Here is an 18,961-nt window from a genome sequence, read left to right as displayed (position 1 = left end):
GCCTGCGCTCAATGACCTGTGAGGTCATGGACGCTGCAATCAAGGACGATCAGGATCAACACATGAGTCATCATCTGTTCCACCGCAAAAGCCCTGCGCCGGAAACATCGCCAGGCCAGCACCTGCGCCACTTGCGCCAGCAGGCCGGGCTCAGCCAGCTGGCGCTTTCGCTATTGGCTGGCGTATCGCAGCGCCACCTGAGCTGCCTGGAAACCGGGCGCGCCAAGGCCAGCCCTGGCACCTTGCATGCCCTGCTCTCGGCCCTTGGCGCGCCACTGGAGCACTGCAACGAAGTGTTCATTGCCGCCGGCTACGCGCCCCGCTATGCGGCCTCGCCGCTCGACGCGCCTGAGCTGGCATTGGTGCATACCGCCATCGAGCACATCCTGCAGGCGAACAACCCTGCACCTGCAATCGTCATCGACAGCAACTGGGAGGTCATCGCTGCCAATGCCAGTACCGGCCTGCTGCTGGCGATGGTGGGTGTTGCGGCGCAGGCTGCGCCCGGCCTCAACCTTCTGGATACGCTGCTGCGCCCTGGCGGCCTGGGCGATCATCTGGCCAATGCGCAGGAAATTCGTGCCGTTGCCTGGCAACGTGCATCCAGGGAGGCTGTGGGCAACCCGACACTGGCAGAACACTTGCGCAATCTTCCAATCCCGCCCAACCCGGAACAGGCCGCAGGTATCGCGCCCGTGTTGCTGACCCGGGTGACCACCCCCTATGGTGAGCTGAGGTTCCTGTCGACCTTCACCACCTTCGGCATGCCGCTGGATATCACGGTGGAATCACTGCGAATCGAGCACCTGATCCCCGCCGACCCACAAACCCGGCAGAGGATGCAGGCGGCGTTTGATCAATGGTCGGCGGTTACAGCGTGAACGACAGCGCCTGGCCCAGGAACCTGGCGCTAACCTGATGGCCTGTCTCGTTCAGATCGAAAGGCTGGCACATGGCCCCCGTGGTCACCACATCACCTGCCTTCAAGGTCTGGCCACGTTCGGCAGCATGGGCATACAAGTGGGCCAGCGACACCAGCGGGTCGGTCGCGGCATCGCCGAACAAGCCGCGGGCGCGTAACTCGCCGTCTACGTACACTTCGGTGGTCTCGGCCAGGTCGGCCAGCAACGGCACATCGATGCCTGCGCCGAGGTTGTTGCCCACGACCAGCGCTTCGAAGCCCACGTTGTCCGCCACGAAGCTTGGCCAGCCGACGCTCTTGCGGTCGACGAAGCGTGAGCGCACCACTTCGAAGGTGACACAAGTAGCGCGGATATCTTCGCTGGCCGGCACCCGTCCCGCTTGCGGGGGGATATCACGGTCAAGCACGAAGGCGATCTCGCATTCGATGGTGACAGGTGTCACGGCCGGCAGCTCGATGTGCACACCATCAGCGTGGCAGCGCTTTGCTTCCAGCTGGCCAATCAGCGGCCGGGACAGGTTGGCCGCACGCATGCCTGCGGGGCTGCCGACACCCAGCTTCCACCCTCCACGCTGGCCAGCGGCGTCGGCGAAGAACTGGTCCTGGCTGTCATAGCCTTGCTTCAACGTCTCGGGCCTGAGGCTGGCAGGCAGTTCCGTCAGCAGGTCACCGCTACGCCAGTGCTGCAGTAACAAGGCCGCGGTGCGTTGGGGTACGAAGAGCGAACTGTTCATCAAGACCTCATGGAAATGGGCGATGCCGGGCAACCGATGCTAGGGGCTGAAATTAATAATGATAAATATATTGTCATGATGCCTGGTATCACAAATTGTTATGGAAAATCCTCGCGAAGCTGATGCGATCTTTGTGGGAGCAACTGTCTTGATCAAAATCTAAAAGATTGCGCGATCACTGTGGGAGCGGGCTTGCCCGCGAACACGGGCGAAGCCCGTGCCATCCAACGCGTCGCCTGCTTCGCGGGCAAGGCCGCTCCCACAGGGATTGCGCAGGCCTGGCGATCACTGGTCAGTGGAAACCGGCTGCTTCAGCAGCAATACATAAGCCATCGCCGCCACCGCCGCCACCGCAGCGCTGATCAGGAACGCCGAGGCAAACGACCCGGTCTGCTGGATGCTGAACCCGGTCACGATCGGTGCCACCGAGCCTGCCAGGTAGCCACCAAAGTTCTGGATCGAGCCAAACGAGGCCACGCGCTGGCTATCGACCACGGTGTTGGCAATCATCCAGGCGGTCGAGCTGGCCATGTTTACGCTGAACAGCGCGCAGCACAGCAGCGCCACGCTGAGCATCAAGCCGCTGCCGAGCGACAGCGGAACAGTGAATGCCGCGGCCGCAAACAACGCCGTCACCACTACCCGCTTGCGGCTACCCAATACGCTCGCGCCGTTCTTCACCAGGCGGTCGCAGATGCGGCCCGCGACAATGGTGCCCAATGCGCCGAATACATAGGCCAGCGAAACCACCCAGGCCGTCTGGTACAGGCTCAAGCCATGCTCACGCTCGAAGTAGCCCGGCAGCCAGGTAAGGTGCAGCCACAGCATGTAGATCACCCCCATGAAGCCCAGTACGGCGCCCCAGGTGCTCTTGTGGCGGAACAGCTCGGCCCAGGCCGCCAGCTGTGCCCGCAGGCTCGGCCTGGCGCTTGCCACCGGCTGTTTATGGGCCTGTGTCGCCAGCAGCCGCTCACGCTCCTCGGCAGGCAGCTCGGCCAGGTAACGCGCCTTGCTTTTGTAGAAGGCAAACCAGCAGGCGGCGACCAGGATGCCGAACACCCCGGTGACAATGAACATGCCGCGCCAGCCCCAGGTGATCATCAGCAGCGTCAGCAACGGCGGCGCCAGGCACGGCCCGATGCAGGTCGATGACAGCACGATGCCTGTCGGCGTGCCGCGCTTTTCGGCCTCGAACCACTCCGCCAGCGCTTTCGCTGCCGACGGGAACATCGGTGCTTCGCCAATCCCCAGCACCACCCGCAAGCCGATGAATGCTGAAAAACTGTTGATCAGGCCGGAGGCTGTCTGCGCCACCGACCAGCCCAGCAGTGCCGCCCCCAGCGAGATCTTGCTGCCCAGCCGGTCGATGATCATGCCCAGCGGCAACTGCGAGAAGGCATACGCCAGGGAAAACGCCGACAGCAAAATGCCCATCTGTGAAGGCGTGATGCCCATGTCGCGCTGGATCGAGGTATTGGCGATCGACAGCGCACTGCGGTCGACGTAGTTGATGATGCCGATCACCAGCAACAGGCTGACGGTGATGACCTGGTACTTCCTGAACGGGTTCGGGCTCACGACCGCTTCCGGCGAGTGGCCGAGCTCGGCTTGCGCATACTTGGTATTCATGGGCGTTCACTTTTGTTGTTATTGATAGAACAGCGGGTTGGCGCTTTACATCGACGCTTCAAGCAACCCCTGGTAGTCCGCGGCAGACGCCTCACGCGGGTTGGTCCGATGGCTGTGATCGGCCAACGCGCCCTGGATTATGCGTGGGAACTGCTCCTCGCTCACACCCAGTTCGCGCAGGCCGGTCGGCAGGCCCAGGGCGCGGGTCATGTCGCGAATGGCCTGTTCGATCTGGCTGTCATCGGCCAGCCCCATCGCCTGGGCGATACGCGCCATCTTGTGCTCGTTCAGCACGGTTGCGGCCTTGCGGTTGAAGGTGATGACTGCAGGCAGGAAGATCGCGTTGAGGGTGCCATGGTGCAGGCGCGGGTTGATCCCGCCCAAGGCATGGCTCAGGCTGTGCACGCAGCCCAGGCCCTTCTGGAAGGCCAGTGCACCTTGCAGCGAAGCGCTCATCATGTTGATACGCCCATCGAGGTTCTGCGGGTCTCGGGTAGCGCTTTCGATGAAGCGCCAGGCACGCCACAGGCCGTCCAGAGCGATACCGTCGGCAGGTGGGTTGAATGCAGGTGCCATGAACGTTTCCAGGCAGTGGGCAATCGCATCCATGCCGGTGGCCGCGGTCAGTTGCGCAGGCAGGCCAAGGGTCAGCGCCGGGTCGCAAATGGCCGCCTTGGGCACCACATGGGGCGAGATCACGCCCACCTTGCGCCCGTCATCGAGAATCAGGATGGCGCCCCGCCCTACCTCGCTGCCGGTCCCGGCCGTGGTGGGCACGGCAATCACCGGCGCGGTTGCCGGCGTGATTCGCGCCAGGCCGCCTTCGATCACCGCAAAGCTTTTCAATGGCCCTTCGTGCCGGGCACACACGGCCACACCTTTGGCCAGGTCGATCGCCGAGCCGCCGCCAATGGCGATGATGCCGTCACAGCCGCACTCCTTGAACATGGCCACGGCTTCACGCACCGCGTTCTCGTTGGGGTTGGGGGGCGTACCGTCGTAGATCGGCAGTTGGCCAGCGCTGCCTGCGAAGGTGTTCAATGCCGTATCGACGATACCGGCAGCGCGCACGCCGCGGTCGGTCACGATCAAAGGCCTGGTTATACCAATGCGCTCGCATTCGGCAGGCAACAGGGCAATGGCGCCGATCTCGAACTGGATCTGGGTGATGTAATTGATCAGGGACATAAGGCTCAGCAGGCTCCTGGCATTGTTGTTCTGGGCGGTTTAGCCGCACTGGATGCGACACCGTGCAGCGCCAGTATAGGAATGCGCGCCTGGCTATGGTATTGAGAACAATCCATAGCGGTATAACCAGGACGCATACCAGATGACCCCATCACTCAATTCGATCATGTCCAGGCTGCACGCCCGCCACCTGCGCCTGCTCATCGAGCTGGACGAGCACCGCTCGCTGTTGGGCGCAGCAAGCAGCGTCGGGCTTACCCAGCCCGGCGCCAGCAAGGCGCTGCAGGAAATCGAAACCACCTTCGGCACGGTGCTGTTCAACCGCACCAACCGCGGGCTGGAGCCCACAGCCGCCGGGCACTGCGCCATCCGCTACGCGCGCGTGGTACAGACCGATATTGCCAACCTGCGCCATGACCTGGATGCAATCCTGCGCGGTGTGGGCGGCCGGCTGGCGGTGGGCGCCATCATGGGCGCCGTGCCATTGCTGATGCGGGCCGTGTCGCAGTTGGCCAGTATCCAGCCGCAGATGTCCTTCGAGGTCATCGAAGACACCAGCCAGTCGCTGCTGGCACAGATCGAAAGCGGCCGGCTGGACATTGCCCTGTGCCGCACCAGCGTCAGCAATACGCCGCAGCTGTTTGCCAGCACCTTTGTGCAGGATGAGACGCTGGCGGTCATCGCCAATGTCGACCACCCGCTCAAACACGCACAAACCGTGAGCCTTGCCGAGCTGGCCGAGAGCCGCTGGATCGTATACCGGGCCAACATGCCGATGCGTGTGCAACTGGAGCGCGAGTTCCACGACGCCGGGCTGCGCTTCCCGCTGCACCTGGTTGAGACCACCTCGATCCTGGCCACCTTGTCGCTGCTGCAAGACCGCCCCGACTTTGTGGCGCTGGTGTCGATCGACGTGGCCCGGCAATGCGCGATGAACCAGCAAGTGCGCATTCTGCCCCTGGCCATGGGCTCGGTCAGCGACCCCTACGAGCTGGTCACCCGCAAAGGCAGCCAGGCGACACCGGCCATGGACACCCTCACCGAACTGCTGTTGCAGGGCGCACAGCACAACAACAGTTAGTTGTGTTTTCAGGCAGGAACAGCCCATCACAAGCATCTAAAAGCCTGATTTTACTGGACTAAAACATTGGCACAGCAGCTGCAATGCAAGGTCATCCGACTGCATTCGAGCTGCCCATGCCTGACCTGACCGTTTCTGCCACATACGAAATCCGCCAACCGGCGGCGCACATCATTCGCGACGACGCCGAAGCGTTGGCCGTCGCTTATCAAGTCGCCGGGCTGCTGCGCGAGGGCGCCGCCGAACGCGACCGCAGCCGCGAAGTACCCGCCGACATCGTCGACGCGTTTTCCAACAGCGGGCTGTGGGGCATCACCGTACCGCGGGCCTATGGTGGCGCAGAGGTTTCGTTCGCCACACTCGCCCGGGTGATCGCCATCGTCTCCGCTGCCGACCCTTCGCTTGGGCAGATTCCACAAAACCACTACTGCCTGCTTGAAGACATCCGCCTGCAAGGCACCCCAGAACAGCAACGCTATTTCTACGACCTGGTACTGCAAGGCCATCGCTTTGCCAATGCCCTGTCGGAAACCGGCGGCAAGACCGTGCAGGACATTCGCACGCGCCTGGTCGCCGAAGGTGACGGCTATCGCATCGACGGGCGCAAGGGCTACTGCACCGGCTCGTTGTACGCCCACTGGCTCGGCGTGCTAGCGCTGGACGAGCAGGACCGAGCCCAGCTGGCTTTCGTCCAGCGCGGCAGCGCCGGGCTGGTGATTGTCGACGACTGGAGCAGCATGGGCCAGCGCACCACCTCCAGCGGCACGGTGCTGCTCGACGGCCTGCGGGTACCGGCGTTCAACCTGTTCCCCAGCTACCGCTCCTACGAAAGCCCGACCCTCGCCGGCCCTTTCGCCCAGTTGACCACCGCAGCCATCGACGCCGGCATCGGCCGCGCAGCGCTGGACGACACCATTACCTTCGTACGCGAGCATGCCCGGCCATGGATCGACGCCCAGGTCGACAAGGCCAGCGAAGACCCGTTGACCATCATCCAGGTCGGCTCGCTGGAAATTCGCCAGGAGGCCGCCGAGGCACTGCTTGAGCGTGCAGGCCAGGCCCTGGATGCGGCCAGGCCCGCACCGAACGAAGAGAACGTGGCCCAGGCGTCGATTGCGGTGGCCAGGGCCAAGGTACTGACCACCGAGGCCGCCATCGAGGCCAGCAACCGCCTGTTCGAACTGGGCGGCACGCGCTCGTCGCTGACCCGCCACAACTTCGACCGCCACTGGCGCAACGCCCGCGTGCACACCCTGCACGACCCGGTGCGCTGGAAGTACCACCTGGTCGGCAACTGGGCACTGAACGGCATCAAGCCGCCGCGCCACGACTGGAACTGAGGCCGCGCCAATGAACGACCTGCTGACCAACGTCGACTGGGCGGAAATCGCCCAGGCCTGCCTGGAAACACTGAGCATGCTTGGCGCCGCGCTGGGCTTTACCGTGCTGCTCGGCTTGCCCCTTGGCGTGCTGCTGTACCTGACCGGGCAGCGCCAGTTGCTGGCGCACGACCCGCTGTACCGAAGCCTGTCGGTGGTGGTCAACGTGCTGCGCTCGCTGCCGTTCATCATTCTGCTGATCGTGCTGATTCCGCTGACCACCCTGTTGACCGGCACCTCGCTGGGGGTAAAGGGCACCATCCCGCCGCTGGTGGTCGGCTGCACGCCGTTCTTCGCGCGGCTGGTAGAAACCGCCCTGCGCGAAGTGGACCGCGGCCTGGTCGAGGCCAGCCAGGCCATGGGCGGCAGCATCGCGCAGATCATCCGCTACACCCTGCTGCCCGAAGCGCGTACCGGGCTGATTGCCGCGGTCACCGTCACCGCCATCGTGCTGGTCGACTACACCGCCATGGCCGGGGTGATCGGCGGTGGCGGCCTGGGCGACCTGGCGATCCGCTTTGGCTACCAACGCTTCCAGACCGATGTGATGGTGGTCACCGTGCTGCTGCTGATCCTGCTGGTGCAGGCGCTGCAGATGAGCGGTGACCGCCTGGTAAGGCATTTCACCCGCCGCTGAGCCCCCTACTCATCTCAGGTACCGATCATGAAAAAAACCCTCACCGCCCTCGCCGCTTTCCTCGCCTTCAGTGCCCAGGCCGCCGAACACCTGGTGGTCGGCGCCACGCCGGTGCCGCACGCGGAAATCCTCGAATTCGTCAAACCGGCCCTGGCCAAGCAAGGGGTCGACCTGGACATCAAGGTGTTCAACGACTTCATCCAGCCCAACCTGCAACTGGCGCAGAAGAACCTGGACGCCAACTACTACCAGTACCGGCCGTTCCTCAACGATTTCAACAAGACCCGGCACACCGACCTGGTGCCGGTGGTGGGCGTGCACATCGAACCGTTCGGCGCCTACTCGGCCAAGTACAAGCACCTGGCAGAGCTGCCCGATGGCGCCAGCGTTGCCATCCCCAACGACCCGGTCAACACCGGACGTGCCCTGGTGCTGCTGGCCGAGGCCGGGCTGCTCAAGCTGAAAGACCCGACCAACCCGCAGTCCACCCAGCGCGACATCACCGACAACCCCCGCCACCTGAAAATCCGCGAGCTGGAGGGCGCCATGCTGGCGCGCTCGGTGAAACAGGTCGACCTCGCCTTCGTCTTCGCCAACTACGCCCTGGAGGCCGGCATCGATACCAACAGCGCGCTGATCGTGGAAAAAGGCAAAGACCTGTACGTGGAGTACCTGGTCGCTCGCCCCGACAATCTGCAGGACCCAGGCATCCAGAAGCTGGCCAAGGCGCTCAACTCGCCGGAAGTGCGCAACTTCATCCTGACCCGCTACAAAGGCCAGATCGCCCCTGGCTTCTGACCCCTGCCGCCCTCTGGCGACAGAGGGCATGGAACCCGAACATGAGCCGTTACCAGCAGCAAATTCAGCCAACCGATGCGCAGCTGTGCCTGCGCGGCATCCACAAACACTACGGCGCGGTCAGCGCGCTCGACGACATCGACTTGCAGGTACGCCGCGGCGAAGTGTTCGGCATCATCGGCCGCAGCGGTGCGGGCAAATCCTCGCTGCTGCGCCTGCTCAATCGCCTGGAAGCCCCCAGCGCCGGCCAGGTACTGATCGACGGCCAGGACATCGCCGGGCTACAAGGCAAGCCCTTGCATGCGCTGCGGCGCAAGGTGGCGATGATCTTCCAGCACTTCAACCTGCTGGCCAACAGCACGGTGGCCGAGAACATCGAGTTGCCGATGCGCATGGCAGGGGTGCCGCAACAGCAGCGAAGCGCCCGTGTGGACGAGCTGTTGCGCCTGGTTGGCCTGGCCGGCCGTGGCGGCGCTTACCCCGCACAACTGTCCGGTGGCCAGAAGCAGCGCGTCGGCATTGCCCGGGCGCTGGTGCTGGAACCACAGATTCTGTTGTGCGACGAAGCCACGTCGGCGCTGGACCCGGAAAGCACCCAGGCAATCCTCGACCTGCTGCGCAGCATCAACCAGCGGCTGGGCCTGACCATCGTCCTGATCACCCACGAAATGCAGGTAATCCGCGACCTGTGCGATCGTGTAGCCGTTCTGGAACAAGGCCGCATCGTCGAGACCGGCGCGGTGTGGGAAGTGTTCGGCAACCCGCGGCACGCCGTCAGCCGCCTCCTGCTCAGCGAGGCCACGCCGGCCGCACAGGACAGTACTGCCGGCAAGCGCTACCTCGACCTGCACTTCACCGGCGGCAAAGGGCTAACGCCCGACCTGGCAGCCATCGGTGCCGCGCTGGGCGATGGGGTGAGCCTGTTCTCGGGCTCGATCGCGCCAATTCAAGGGCGGTTTCTTGGGCAACTGCGCCTGGCCATCGCCAGTGCGACGCCGGACGACGAGCTGTTGCATCAGGCCAGGCTGCTGGCAGACCGCGCCGAGTGGGTGTGAATCAAACATTGATCTCAAGACATGCGCAACTCCCGGTAGGAGCAGCCTTGTGCTGCGAAGAGGCCGTCACCGCCGAAGCATATCTATTGCCTTGCCGGCCTCTTCGCAGCACAAGGCTGCTCCTACCCGGTAACGAGGCAGCCCGGGCACACGGCATTACTGCTACACCGGCAGCTCGGTGGTGAGCTTGATCTTTTCCATCGGCACTTCGGTCTTCACGTTCTGCACCACGCTCAGGCTGGTGAGGTGCTTGATCTGGAAGCGCCGATAGGCTTCCAGGTCTGCCGCCACCACCCGCAACAGCAAGTCGCAATCGCCCGCCATCACATGGCACTCCACCACCTCGGGCAACTGGCGCACGGCCTCGACAAACTCGTCGGTGGTGTCCTGGTCCTGGCGCTTGAGCCACACCCGCACGAACAGGGTCAGGCCCAGCGCGACCTTGGCCGGGTCCAGCAACGCCACATAGCGCTCTATCACCCCGGCCTCTTCCAGCAGGCGCACCCGACGCAGGCACGGCGAAGCAGACAACCCCACCTGCTTGGCCAGCTCCTGGTTCTGCAGCCTGCCGTCGCGCTGCAGCGCGCGCAGGATGCGCCGGTCGATGGCATCGAGCTTGATTGGCATTGATAGACCTCATTTTCGATATTCTCGGTAGCAGATGCCAAATCCTCGGCGCATCAGTGCAACTACGCAAGCCAATTCCAGCGGTTCATTGGAATAATTTGCCTCCACTGGAGGTGACCATGAATACCCTTGAACCTGTACTGAACGATCCGCCCGCCACCACGCCGCAAAGCGAACTGCGCCGCGGAGCTGTTGCCGCACTGCCGGTGCTGCTGGGCTTCATCCCTTTTGCCCTGGTACTCGGCGCGCAAGCTTCCCGGCAGCAACTGGCACCAGGCGAAGTGGCACTGATGACCGGCCTCAACTTCGGTGGCGGCTCGGAATTCGCCGCGATCGAGCTGTGGACCTCACCGCCGGCAATCCTGGTGATTGTCGCCATGACCCTACTGGTCAACAGCCGCCACCTGCTGATGGGCGCAACCCTGGCGCCGTACTTGCGCCACCTGCCGCTGCCCAAGGCATTGGGGGCGCTGTTCTTCATGTGTGACGAAAGCTGGGCCATGGGCCTGGCCGATGCACGCCAGCGCGGCGGCTTCAGCCTGCGCTATTTCATGGGGGTGTCGCTGTGCCTGTGGGTTACCTGGGTCACCTTCACCAGCCTCGGCGCACAGGTCGGGCCGATGCTCGGCGACCTGCGCAGCTATGGCTTCGACATGGCCTTCGCCGCGGTCTTCCTGGTGCTGCTCAAGGGCATGTGGAAAGGTGTACACGCCGCCCTGCCCTGGCTGTTCAGCCTGATCACTGCCGCCCTGTTCTACCTGCTGATCCCCGGCGGCTGGTACGTGCTCGCGGGCACGGTGGCCGGCCTGGTGACGGCTTACCTGTGGGCCAAGCCATGATTGACGTTGCGACGCTGGTCACCATCGTGGGCATGGCCGTGGTCACCTACCTGACCCGTGCGCTGGGCTTTTTGCTGCTGCGCAACCGCACCCTGGGGCCGCAGCTGACCCAGGTGCTGAACGCCGCGCCCGGCTGCGTGCTGATTGCCGTGATCGCACCCAAGTTCGTGTCCGGGCACCCGGCCGACCTGATTGCGCTGGGGCTTACCGTGTATGCGGCTTCGCGGTTTTCCATCCTGCCGGTGGTGGTGTTCGCCATTGTCGTGACGGGGGTGCTGCGCGTGCTGTTGCCGGCATGATCCGCCGCTGCACCTACACTCCATTGACGCAAATCAAGCACCCGCGCCGGGTTCGCGCGAGGATGGCTGCGAGCAAGGAATGACTCAAGCACCGCCAGCCGCACAGCAATAGGGATTTACCCAATATCACTGTGCGCAGCCTTGGACAAGGAGCCCCACATGAGCCCGCTGAAACACATCCTGGTCGCCACCGACCTGTCCCCTCACGCCCGCAACGCGGCGGAGCGCGCTGCCTACCTGAGCAACGCGCAGCAGGCCTCACTGGACCTGCTCTACGTTGCCAACCCGGCCCCTTTCGAGCGCCTCAAGCAGTTGGTGGCGCCTGATGACGACCTGTTGAAGCGCGTGCTGGACAGCGCTGGCGAAAAAACCCGCGCACTGGCAGCCCTGTTGTTCCAGCGTTACGACATTTCCGCCGGGGTACAGGTTGCCAGCGGCTCGGTGATCACCGAGATCACCCGGGTGGTGCAAGATAAACGCAGCGACCTGCTGGTATGCGGCGCCAAGGGCCAGAGCGTGGCGCGGCGCCTGCTGCTGGGTTCAACCGTGCAGAAAATGCTCAACCACATGCCCTGCCCGTTGCTGGTGGTCAAGCCGGCCCCGCGTGATGCCTACCGCACCGTGCTGGTGCCAGTCGACTTCTCCCCCGTTTCACTGCGCGCCATCAAGCTGGCCAAGGCCATTGCCCCACAGGCCGAAATCATTCTGCTGCATGTGTACGAAGCCCCGTTCGAAGGCAGCGTGCGCTTTGCCCATATCGACCACGACACCCTCACCCACTACCGCAATGTCATCCGCAAGGATGCAGCCGCACAACTTGCTGCGTTGAGTGGGGCTGCCGGCATGCCCGATGCACGGCAGATCATGGTGCACGGTGACCCTGGCTGGCGCATTGCCGAACAGGAACAGGAGCTGGAGTGCGACCTGATCGTGGTCGGCAAGCAGGGTGCAAGCGCGCTGGAGGAGCTGTTGGTGGGCAGCGTCACCAAGCATGTACTGAACGAATCACAGTGTGATGTGCTGGTGGCTCCCTAGCAGGCGAGACCAGGCGGGCCGCCCTTCTCAGGGGGCCGCCCAGCCTGCGTGCAGCATCACCAGGTCCCGATGCACATCCGCCCCGCATTGGAACGTGGTCTCACCCACGACTGCAAAGCCATTGCGCACATAAAAGGCAATAGCCCTGCTGTTGCTGTCATTGACCGTCAACCGCAGAGCCCCTGCGACGCCCTGCAGCACCTCGGCCATCAGGCGCTGGGCCACACCCGCCCCGTGGTATTCGGGCAGCACGTAGCATTTGCTGAGCTCGGCAATGCCATCGGCAGCCACAATGCCCAAGGGCTCCGGGGCAAGGTTGACCAGGCTATAGCCGACGACCGTATCGCGCATCAGGCCTACCGACAGGCGCATATGCGGTTCCCGGCTCAAGCGTTCAAAGTCGGCTGGCATCAACGCCCCTTGGATGTAGGCGCTAATTTCCGTCCCTGGCGTATTCGCCGGGCAAGCCAGCGCAAAAGTGCGCGCCGCGACCTGGCTGATCGCATCACTGTCTGCGGCTGTCGCCGGCCTGATCAAAAAATCCATGAGTTTGGCCCTGGTGTGTAAATGGCGGCCTTGCAACGGCTCAAGAAAAGCATAACACTCGCTATATACATTTCTATACACCGCCTCTCAAAGCCCAGATGAAACCGTGATGTACGCCCAACCCGACATGCCACACACGACCAGCGATGGTGCTGACGCCCCTTTCGGCTCGGTCGACCACGCGCTGGGCAACCCCGGTATCCGGCGCAAGAATCACAAGCTTATTCTGCAGGCTGCCAGCGAAGCGTTTGCCGTGACCGGCTTTACCGCCACCCATTCGCACGATATTGCCGAGCGCGCCGGGCTGCCAAAGGCCAATCTCTATTACTACTTCCAGACAAAAGAGAATTTGTACGTTCAGGTGCTGATGAGCTTCATCGAGCCGCTGGTGAGGGCTTCGGCAGCCTTGCGAAAAAGCGACGACCCGATCGTGGGCCTGCGGGCCTACATCAAGGCCCGCATCCGCATCATTCGGGAGCACCCGTTCAGCGCGGCCGTGTTCAGCCAGGAGTTACTCTCTGGCGGCAAGCGCCTGCCTGAGGTGTGCAAGAACATGCTGCAGGAGGAAGCCAGGCGCAACGTCGCCTGCCTGCGCAACTGGATCGATGATGGCCGGTTGGCGCCCTGTGACCCCGAGCACCTGATGATTTTCATCTGGTCGGCAACGCGCACCTACACCAACCTGGCCTGGCAAATGTCGCAGCTCAGAGGCGTGGCTGTCCCTGACAAGCCGGACTTTGATCGTGCCACCCGCACGGTGACCCAGATGGTGCTGGGCGGTGTCGTCCCAGCATGACCGGCAGCATTGCACCCGGCAGAATGCTGCCGTGGCTGTCATCCACATGCCCAAACGCACATAGACACTATGCGCCTGCAACCATGGGCGGGGCTGCTTTGGCTCTTTAGCATGGATCCGGCATCAAGTACCCGTCGGCATGCCAGGCAAGGCCTGGTCTTTCGCCGACGGTTTCTCCCGATGCCGCTTTCATAACAAGGAGAACCGAAGTGTCCACAACCGCGATTGCCTGCCGGGACGTAACCTGGAACCCGATCACCAAGCACAGCACCTTCACCCCGCACGACCGGGAGATCCTTTGCCAGCAATGGCACCCTGTCGCGTTTTCAGCCGAGGTCACCGACACGCCCTTTGCCGCTACGCTGCTTGACGAGCCCATCGTACTGTACCGGGCCGGTGGCAAAGTGAATGCCGCGCGCGACATCTGCAGCCATCGCGGTGCCCCGCTGAGTAAAGGCTGGGTCCAAGGTGAGAACATCATCTGCCCCTATCACGGCCTGCATTTCGGCATTGACGGCCGCTGTACCCGCATCCCCTCAGAGCCAAACGCCAACCTGACCGAGCGCCACCGTATCCAGGTTTATGCGACCCGCGAAGACTTCGGGCTGATCTGGGTGTTGATGTCGGGCACGGACGCCCCGTTCGCCGAAATGCCCTCCTGGCATGACGCAAGCCATCAGCGCATCCTGCCGCCCTCGATTGACATTGCCGCTTCGGCCGGCCGCCAGGTCGAAGGGTTCATCGATGTAGCGCACTTTGCCTGGATTCACCATGAAGCCTTCGCAGAGCGTGACAACCCCGTGGTGCCGACCTACAAGGCGGAACTTACGCCATATGGGATCCACGCCGAATATGTCAGCAGCGTCAGCAACTTCCCCAAGCACATGCAGCATCGTGCACCCAGCGATTTTCTGTGGAGCAGGACTTTCGACGTATTTACGCCGTTCACGGCCCGCCTGACAGTCAACTTTCCCGACCCGGAACACCGCCTGGTCATACTCAACGCAGCCAGCCCCATTTCGGCGCGCAAAACCCGGATGTTCTGCGCCATCACGCGCAACTTCGACAAGGAGATGCCGCTGGAGGACGTGTACGCCTTCAATCAACAGGTGTTCGAAGAGGATCGCGACATCGTCGAGCTGTGTCGCCCGGAAGACTTGCCGCTGGACCTTGCGCTGGAAATCCATATTCCTGCGGACCGCTCCTCGACCGCCTACCGCCGCGCCCTGAGCGCACTGGGCCTGGGCCGAGCCTTCACCAGCTGAAGACCTGACTGCCAACCGATTGAAGGAGTACCGATCATGTTCAAGTGGGAATGTCTGGTATGCGGCTTCATCTATGACGAAGCTGCAGGCATGCCTGAGCACGATATCCCGGCGGGAACCCGTTGGGAGGATGTGCCGGACAGCTGGTTTTGCCCGGAATGCGGCGTGGGCAAGGCAGATTTTGAAATGGTCAGGATCCCGGCTGATGCCGAGGCCAGCCAGGCGAGCGGCGCCCCCGACCCGGTCATCATCCTGGGTTCGGGGCTGGCCGGTTATACCGTGGCGCGTGAGCTGCGCAAACTGGACAGCACTGTCGCAATCCGGATCGTGACGCGTGATGGCGGTGAGTGCTATTCCAAGCCGGCCCTGTCCAATGCGTTTCAAAGCGGGCGGCTGCCGGATCAACTGGTCACGTTCAGCGCCGGGCAGATGGCCGAGCAATTGCAGGCCCAGATCAACACCTACACCTCGATCGACCGTATCGATACCGATGCGCAAGCGGTCTATATCGACGGTTTGCCGCAGCGCTACAGTGCCCTGGTACTGGCATTGGGCGCCGATGCCAGGCGGCCACCCGTGGACGGCGATGGCGCTGACGCAATCATCACCGTCAATGACCTGGAGGATTACCGCAAGCTACGGCAACAGCTCGGTACAAACAGCAAAGTCGCCATCCTCGGTGGCGGCCTGATCGGCTGCGAGTTTGCCAATGACCTGCGCCATGCCGGCCACCAGGTGAGCATTGTTGACCGCGCACCTTGCCTGTTGAGCCGCCTGCTGCCTGCAGAGGCCGCTGGCGAAATGGCCAATGCGCTGCAATCCATCGGTGTGCACCTGCAGCTTGGCAATGCGCCCGTCGCGGTTCACCGCAAGCACTCGGGCCTGGAGTTGCAACTGGCTGATGGTCAACGGCTTGAAGTGGACCATGTGCTTGGCGCTACTGGCCTGGCACCGCGGGTCGAGCTGGTTCGTGCTGCAGGCATTACGGTGTCCAGCGGTGTGGTTACCGATGCCTGCCTGCGGGCAAGCGCCAGAAATGTCTACGCCTTGGGTGACTGCGCGCAGGTCCATGACCTGGTCCTGCCTTATGTGATGCCGATCATGCTCCAGGCTCGCGCACTCGCCCGGACACTGGCTGGCGAGCCCACCGCAGTCGCTTACCCCGCCATGCCTGTGACCATCAAGACCAGTGTGTTGCCCACGGTGGTTGCCTCGCCGATGGCCAATACAGGCCGGTGGTCGACCGAGTTGGCAGGGCGCTGCGACAAAGGCCTCGCGACTGTGCGATCCATCTACCGCGATGACCACGACCAGATGCACGGGTTTGTACTGATGGGCGCCAGCACCCAGCAAAGGGCCGAACTGCTGAAAGCGTTGCCCGACTGGAAATAGCCAGCCGCACGGCGGTGCTCGCGTGGACGCATTTCGGCTAGCGCTATATCATCATTTATATAGCGTCTCCCTCCTGCCAGGCCGAAACGAACATCCGTCGTGCAGAGGGCGCCGAGACATTCGAGGCTTCTGTGTCCAAGTCCATGCCGAACTGCGATGCGCAACTGATCCGCACGCTCTACACCCTGCTCACCGAGTGCAGCGTCTCGCGTACCGCCGAACTGCTCGGGCAGACTCAGCCTGCAATCAGCGTAGCCTTGCGCCGCCTGCGTGAAATCACCGGCGACCCCTTGCTCGTGCGCAGTGGCAGCCATATGGTACTGACGGAGCATGGCCAGGCACTGATCGAGCCTGTTGCACAGGCATTGGCCGGCATCGAACAGATCCTGCACCCGGTGGATAGCTTTGACCCAGCCACCACCAGGGAGACGTTTCGGATCAGCACACCTGACTATCTAAGTGTGTTCTTTGTCCCAGCCATCATCGAGCGCTTTCATGCGCAGGCACCTTTCGCCACACTGGAGCTGAAACACCTTCAAGCCGAAGGTGGATACGCCCGCGGGCTGGAGCAGGGTCGCCTGGACCTGGTGATCGGCAACTGGAGGACGCCTGCCGACCACCTGCACCTGCAGCCGCTATGCGACGATGACCTGGTGTGCCTGATGCGCGAGGGGCATCCCATCGGGCCAGGAAGCCTCACCCCCGAGGCCTATGCGGATGCCGACCACCTCGATGTCATGACCCATAATGCCTCCGGCGAAGGCACAATCGGCCTTGAGCTCGCCAAAAGCGGGCTTCTCAGGCGGGTTACGACAACCTTGCCGTACTTCTGCCTTGCGCCTTATGCGCTGGTGAAGTCGAACCTGCTGTTCACCACCACGCGATCATTTGCCAAGCATTACACCGAGTTGCTACCGTTGCGTATCGAACCATTTCCGGTGTCGGCGCAGCCATTGCGCTATTACCAGCTGTGGCATGCACGCAAACATCGTTCGGCAGCTTCCAGGTGGCTACGCAGCCTGGTGCTGGCGGCAGCCAGGAACATAGGCTTGCCGCCATAGGCGAAGGCTCTACACAAAGCGTTTCATCGATTGCGCTGATGATTACTATCAAGCGGCCTGCCTGTCGGCCTGACAAGGCCGTCCCTATAATCGCCTGCAAATCCCTCCGCTCCTGCGCCTGCTACAGGCGACATCCCTCATGGAACCGACCCCCATGCCAAGCAACCGCCAGGCCCCTCGCGGCCTTCCCGAACATAGTCAACAGAGTGTCACGCAACAATGGCTGGCAATCCTCTCGGTCGCCGTGGGCGCCTTCGCCCTGGTCACCAGCGAGTTCCTCCCGGTGGGGGTGCTCAACGATGTGGCCAGTGACCTTGGCATCAGTGCAGGCCTTGCCGGCCTGATGGTGACGCTGCCCGGCATCATGGCCGCGCTGGCCGCCCCGTTGATTTCCGTGGGCGTCGGCGCGCTGGACCGGCGCTACCTGCTGATCGGCCTGACGCTGATCATGATCATCGCCAACACCATCGTGGCCTATGCCGTCGACTTCAACCTGCTGTTGGTCGGCCGCGTGCTGCTGGGTGTCAGTATCGGTGGCTTCTGGGCGACCGCCATCGCCCTCAGCGGCCGCCTGGCCCCGGACGGCATGGGCGTGGCCAAGGCCAACTCCATCATCATGGCCGGCGTAACCCTGGCGACCGTAGTGGGCGTGCCCGTGGGCACCTGGCTAAGTGGCCTGATGGGCTGGCGCATGACCTTCCTGGTCACCGCACTGGTGGGCATTCCCGTGCTGCTGGCGCAGGTATTTTTGCTGCCGCGTCTGCTGCCGGAAAAGGCCATTCGCATCAGCGACCTGCCGGCCTTGTTCATCAACCCGCAAGCGCGGGTCGGTTTGATCGCCGTGCTGCTGATCGGCCTGGCGCACTTTGCCGCGTACACCTATGTTGCCCCGTTCTTCAAACAGAATGCCGGCTTTGACGGGCCAACGATTGGCTCACTGTTGCTGCTGTACGGCGTCGCCGGGTTCATGGGCAACATCTTCGCGGGCTACGCTGCCAACCGCAGCGTGCGGCATACCCTGATGCTGGTCGCGCTGATGATTGCTGTCAGCACCGCGCTGTTCCCGCACTTCGCCACCGGCATGACCGGCGCCGCGATGCTGATCGCGCTGTGGGGCTTCGCCTTCGGTGCGTTCCCGGCCTGCGCCAACATCTGGATGTTTGTGGTGGCGCCCAAGGATGTCGAACGTGGCATGCCGCTGTTCGTGGCTATGTTCCAGGTGATCATTGCACTGGGCTCGTTCTTCGGCGGGCAGGTGGTCGACCATATGGGCACTGCAGTGCTGTTGAGCCTGGCCACGGCGCTGGTGGGCTGCGGCTTTGTCACCGTGCTGGTGCTGGGGCGCAATGTGAGCAACAGCCTGGCAGCACAGCCGGGCTGAGTCGCCGCCTGGAGCGACTGCGCAAAGCATGAGCTGTCGAAGACCGAGGCGCCTGCTTCGCGGGCACGCCCGCTCCCACAGGTAACGGGCCGGTTTCAGGCTGACGCAGTCCCTGTAGGAGCGGCTTTAGCCGCGAACACCGGCAAAGCCGGTGCCATACACCGCGCTGGATTCTTCGCGGGTGAACCCGCTCCCACAGGTAACGGGCCGGTTTCAGGCTTACGCTGTACCTGTAGGAGCGGCTTTAGCCGCGAACACCGGCAAAGCCGGTGCCATACACCGCGCTGGATGCTTCGC

Annotated in this window: 19 protein-coding genes; 14 read left to right on the top strand and 5 right to left on the bottom strand. The window is 63.3% G+C overall.

All coding sequences use genetic code 11. The annotated features are described in order from the left end of the window. Nucleotides 1-62: 62 nt before the first annotated feature. Nucleotides 63-881 (top strand): helix-turn-helix domain-containing protein, encoded by an 819-nt coding sequence (locus ABOC32_RS14945; RefSeq protein WP_426807741.1) that lies wholly within the window; start codon nucleotides 63-65, stop codon nucleotides 879-881. Here the strand turns inward: ABOC32_RS14945 and ABOC32_RS14940 are convergent. From ABOC32_RS14940 to ABOC32_RS14930, 3 genes are all read right to left on the bottom strand, one after another. Further along, a complete protein-coding gene (locus tag ABOC32_RS14940; RefSeq protein ID WP_426807740.1) occupies nucleotides 871-1,656 on the bottom strand; it encodes a 2-keto-4-pentenoate hydratase in 786 nt (261 codons plus the stop codon). The genes ABOC32_RS14945 and ABOC32_RS14940 overlap by 11 nt on opposite strands. A 285-nt stretch (nucleotides 1,657-1,941) precedes the next feature. Then, nucleotides 1,942-3,285, bottom strand: coding sequence for an MFS transporter (locus tag ABOC32_RS14935; protein WP_426807739.1), 1,344 nt, complete (start codon nucleotides 3,283-3,285; stop codon nucleotides 1,942-1,944). Nucleotides 3,286-3,330: 45 nt separating this feature from the next. Beyond that, nucleotides 3,331-4,473 (bottom strand): iron-containing alcohol dehydrogenase, encoded by a 1,143-nt coding sequence (locus ABOC32_RS14930; RefSeq protein ID WP_426807738.1) that lies wholly within the window; start codon nucleotides 4,471-4,473, stop codon nucleotides 3,331-3,333. A gap of 142 nt (nucleotides 4,474-4,615) precedes the next feature. Between ABOC32_RS14930 and ABOC32_RS14925 the strand changes: the two genes are divergently transcribed. The 5 genes from ABOC32_RS14925 to ABOC32_RS14905 all read left to right on the top strand — a co-directional run bounded on the left by ABOC32_RS14925 (nucleotide 4,616) and on the right by ABOC32_RS14905 (nucleotide 9,423). Beyond that, nucleotides 4,616-5,554, top strand: a complete 939-nt coding sequence (locus tag ABOC32_RS14925) for a LysR family transcriptional regulator (RefSeq protein ID WP_426807737.1) — start codon at nucleotides 4,616-4,618, stop codon at nucleotides 5,552-5,554. Between the two features lie 116 nt (nucleotides 5,555-5,670). Further along, on the top strand, nucleotides 5,671-6,894 hold the full coding sequence (locus ABOC32_RS14920; RefSeq protein WP_426807736.1) for an SfnB family sulfur acquisition oxidoreductase: 1,224 nt from the start codon (nucleotides 5,671-5,673) through the stop codon (nucleotides 6,892-6,894). A gap of 10 nt (nucleotides 6,895-6,904) precedes the next feature. Beyond that, complete coding sequence (locus ABOC32_RS14915; protein WP_426807735.1) at nucleotides 6,905-7,570, top strand: methionine ABC transporter permease; 666 nt, start codon at nucleotides 6,905-6,907, stop codon at nucleotides 7,568-7,570. A gap of 27 nt (nucleotides 7,571-7,597) precedes the next feature. After that, nucleotides 7,598-8,368: a MetQ/NlpA family ABC transporter substrate-binding protein gene (locus ABOC32_RS14910; protein WP_426807734.1), complete on the top strand. Its 771-nt coding sequence runs from the start codon at nucleotides 7,598-7,600 to the stop codon at nucleotides 8,366-8,368. Between the two features lie 41 nt (nucleotides 8,369-8,409). Further along, a complete protein-coding gene (locus ABOC32_RS14905; RefSeq protein WP_426807733.1) occupies nucleotides 8,410-9,423 on the top strand; it encodes a methionine ABC transporter ATP-binding protein in 1,014 nt (337 codons plus the stop codon). A gap of 162 nt (nucleotides 9,424-9,585) precedes the next feature. Here ABOC32_RS14905 and ABOC32_RS14900 read toward each other — a convergent pair whose 3' ends face one another. After that, entirely contained in the window at nucleotides 9,586-10,050 is a 465-nt protein-coding gene (locus ABOC32_RS14900; RefSeq protein ID WP_012272789.1) for an Lrp/AsnC family transcriptional regulator, read from the bottom strand. Nucleotides 10,051-10,169: 119 nt separating this feature from the next. Between ABOC32_RS14900 and ABOC32_RS14895 the strand changes: the two genes are divergently transcribed. The 3 genes from ABOC32_RS14895 to ABOC32_RS14885 all read left to right on the top strand — a co-directional run bounded on the left by ABOC32_RS14895 (nucleotide 10,170) and on the right by ABOC32_RS14885 (nucleotide 12,223). After that, nucleotides 10,170-10,889, top strand: a complete 720-nt coding sequence (locus tag ABOC32_RS14895; protein WP_426807732.1) for an AzlC family ABC transporter permease — start codon at nucleotides 10,170-10,172, stop codon at nucleotides 10,887-10,889. Continuing rightward, nucleotides 10,886-11,188, top strand: coding sequence for an AzlD family protein (locus ABOC32_RS14890; RefSeq protein WP_426807731.1), 303 nt, complete (start codon nucleotides 10,886-10,888; stop codon nucleotides 11,186-11,188). Before ABOC32_RS14895 ends, ABOC32_RS14890 begins: the two co-directional genes overlap by 4 nt. A gap of 159 nt (nucleotides 11,189-11,347) precedes the next feature. Further along, a complete protein-coding gene (locus ABOC32_RS14885; protein ID WP_426807730.1) occupies nucleotides 11,348-12,223 on the top strand; it encodes a universal stress protein in 876 nt (291 codons plus the stop codon). A 27-nt stretch (nucleotides 12,224-12,250) separates the two neighbouring features. Here the strand turns inward: ABOC32_RS14885 and ABOC32_RS14880 are convergent, their stop codons facing one another. Further along, entirely contained in the window at nucleotides 12,251-12,634 is a 384-nt protein-coding gene (locus ABOC32_RS14880) for a GNAT family N-acetyltransferase (RefSeq protein WP_426807729.1), read from the bottom strand. A gap of 244 nt (nucleotides 12,635-12,878) precedes the next feature. On the opposite strand from ABOC32_RS14880, the gene ABOC32_RS14875 reads away from it, so the two are divergent. The 5 genes from ABOC32_RS14875 (at nucleotide 12,879) to ABOC32_RS14855 (ending at nucleotide 18,664) form a co-directional block, all read left to right on the top strand. Further along, nucleotides 12,879-13,565, top strand: a complete 687-nt coding sequence (locus ABOC32_RS14875; protein WP_426807728.1) for a TetR/AcrR family transcriptional regulator — start codon at nucleotides 12,879-12,881, stop codon at nucleotides 13,563-13,565. A 209-nt stretch (nucleotides 13,566-13,774) separates the two neighbouring features. Continuing rightward, nucleotides 13,775-14,830 carry a Rieske 2Fe-2S domain-containing protein gene (locus tag ABOC32_RS14870; protein ID WP_426807727.1) on the top strand — a complete coding sequence of 352 codons (1,056 nt, stop codon included), beginning with the start codon at nucleotides 13,775-13,777 and terminating at the stop codon, nucleotides 14,828-14,830. Between the two features lie 36 nt (nucleotides 14,831-14,866). Further along, nucleotides 14,867-16,222: an FAD-dependent oxidoreductase gene (locus ABOC32_RS14865; protein WP_426807726.1), complete on the top strand. Its 1,356-nt coding sequence runs from the start codon at nucleotides 14,867-14,869 to the stop codon at nucleotides 16,220-16,222. 131 nt (nucleotides 16,223-16,353) lie between these two features. Then, nucleotides 16,354-17,283: a LysR family transcriptional regulator gene (locus ABOC32_RS14860; protein WP_426807725.1), complete on the top strand. Its 930-nt coding sequence runs from the start codon at nucleotides 16,354-16,356 to the stop codon at nucleotides 17,281-17,283. A 154-nt stretch (nucleotides 17,284-17,437) separates the two neighbouring features. Next, nucleotides 17,438-18,664, top strand: coding sequence for an MFS transporter (locus ABOC32_RS14855; RefSeq protein WP_426811606.1), 1,227 nt, complete (start codon nucleotides 17,438-17,440; stop codon nucleotides 18,662-18,664). Nucleotides 18,665-18,961: the final 297 nt, after the last annotated feature.

The sequence above is a fragment of the Pseudomonas sp. WOUb67 genome (genome assembly GCF_050058005.1).
In the GTDB taxonomy this organism is placed as follows: Bacteria; Pseudomonadota; Gammaproteobacteria; order Pseudomonadales; family Pseudomonadaceae; genus Aquipseudomonas; species Aquipseudomonas putida_R.
The sequence above is the reverse complement of the archived record's forward strand: the minus strand, read 5'-3'. Positions and strand labels throughout refer to the sequence as shown.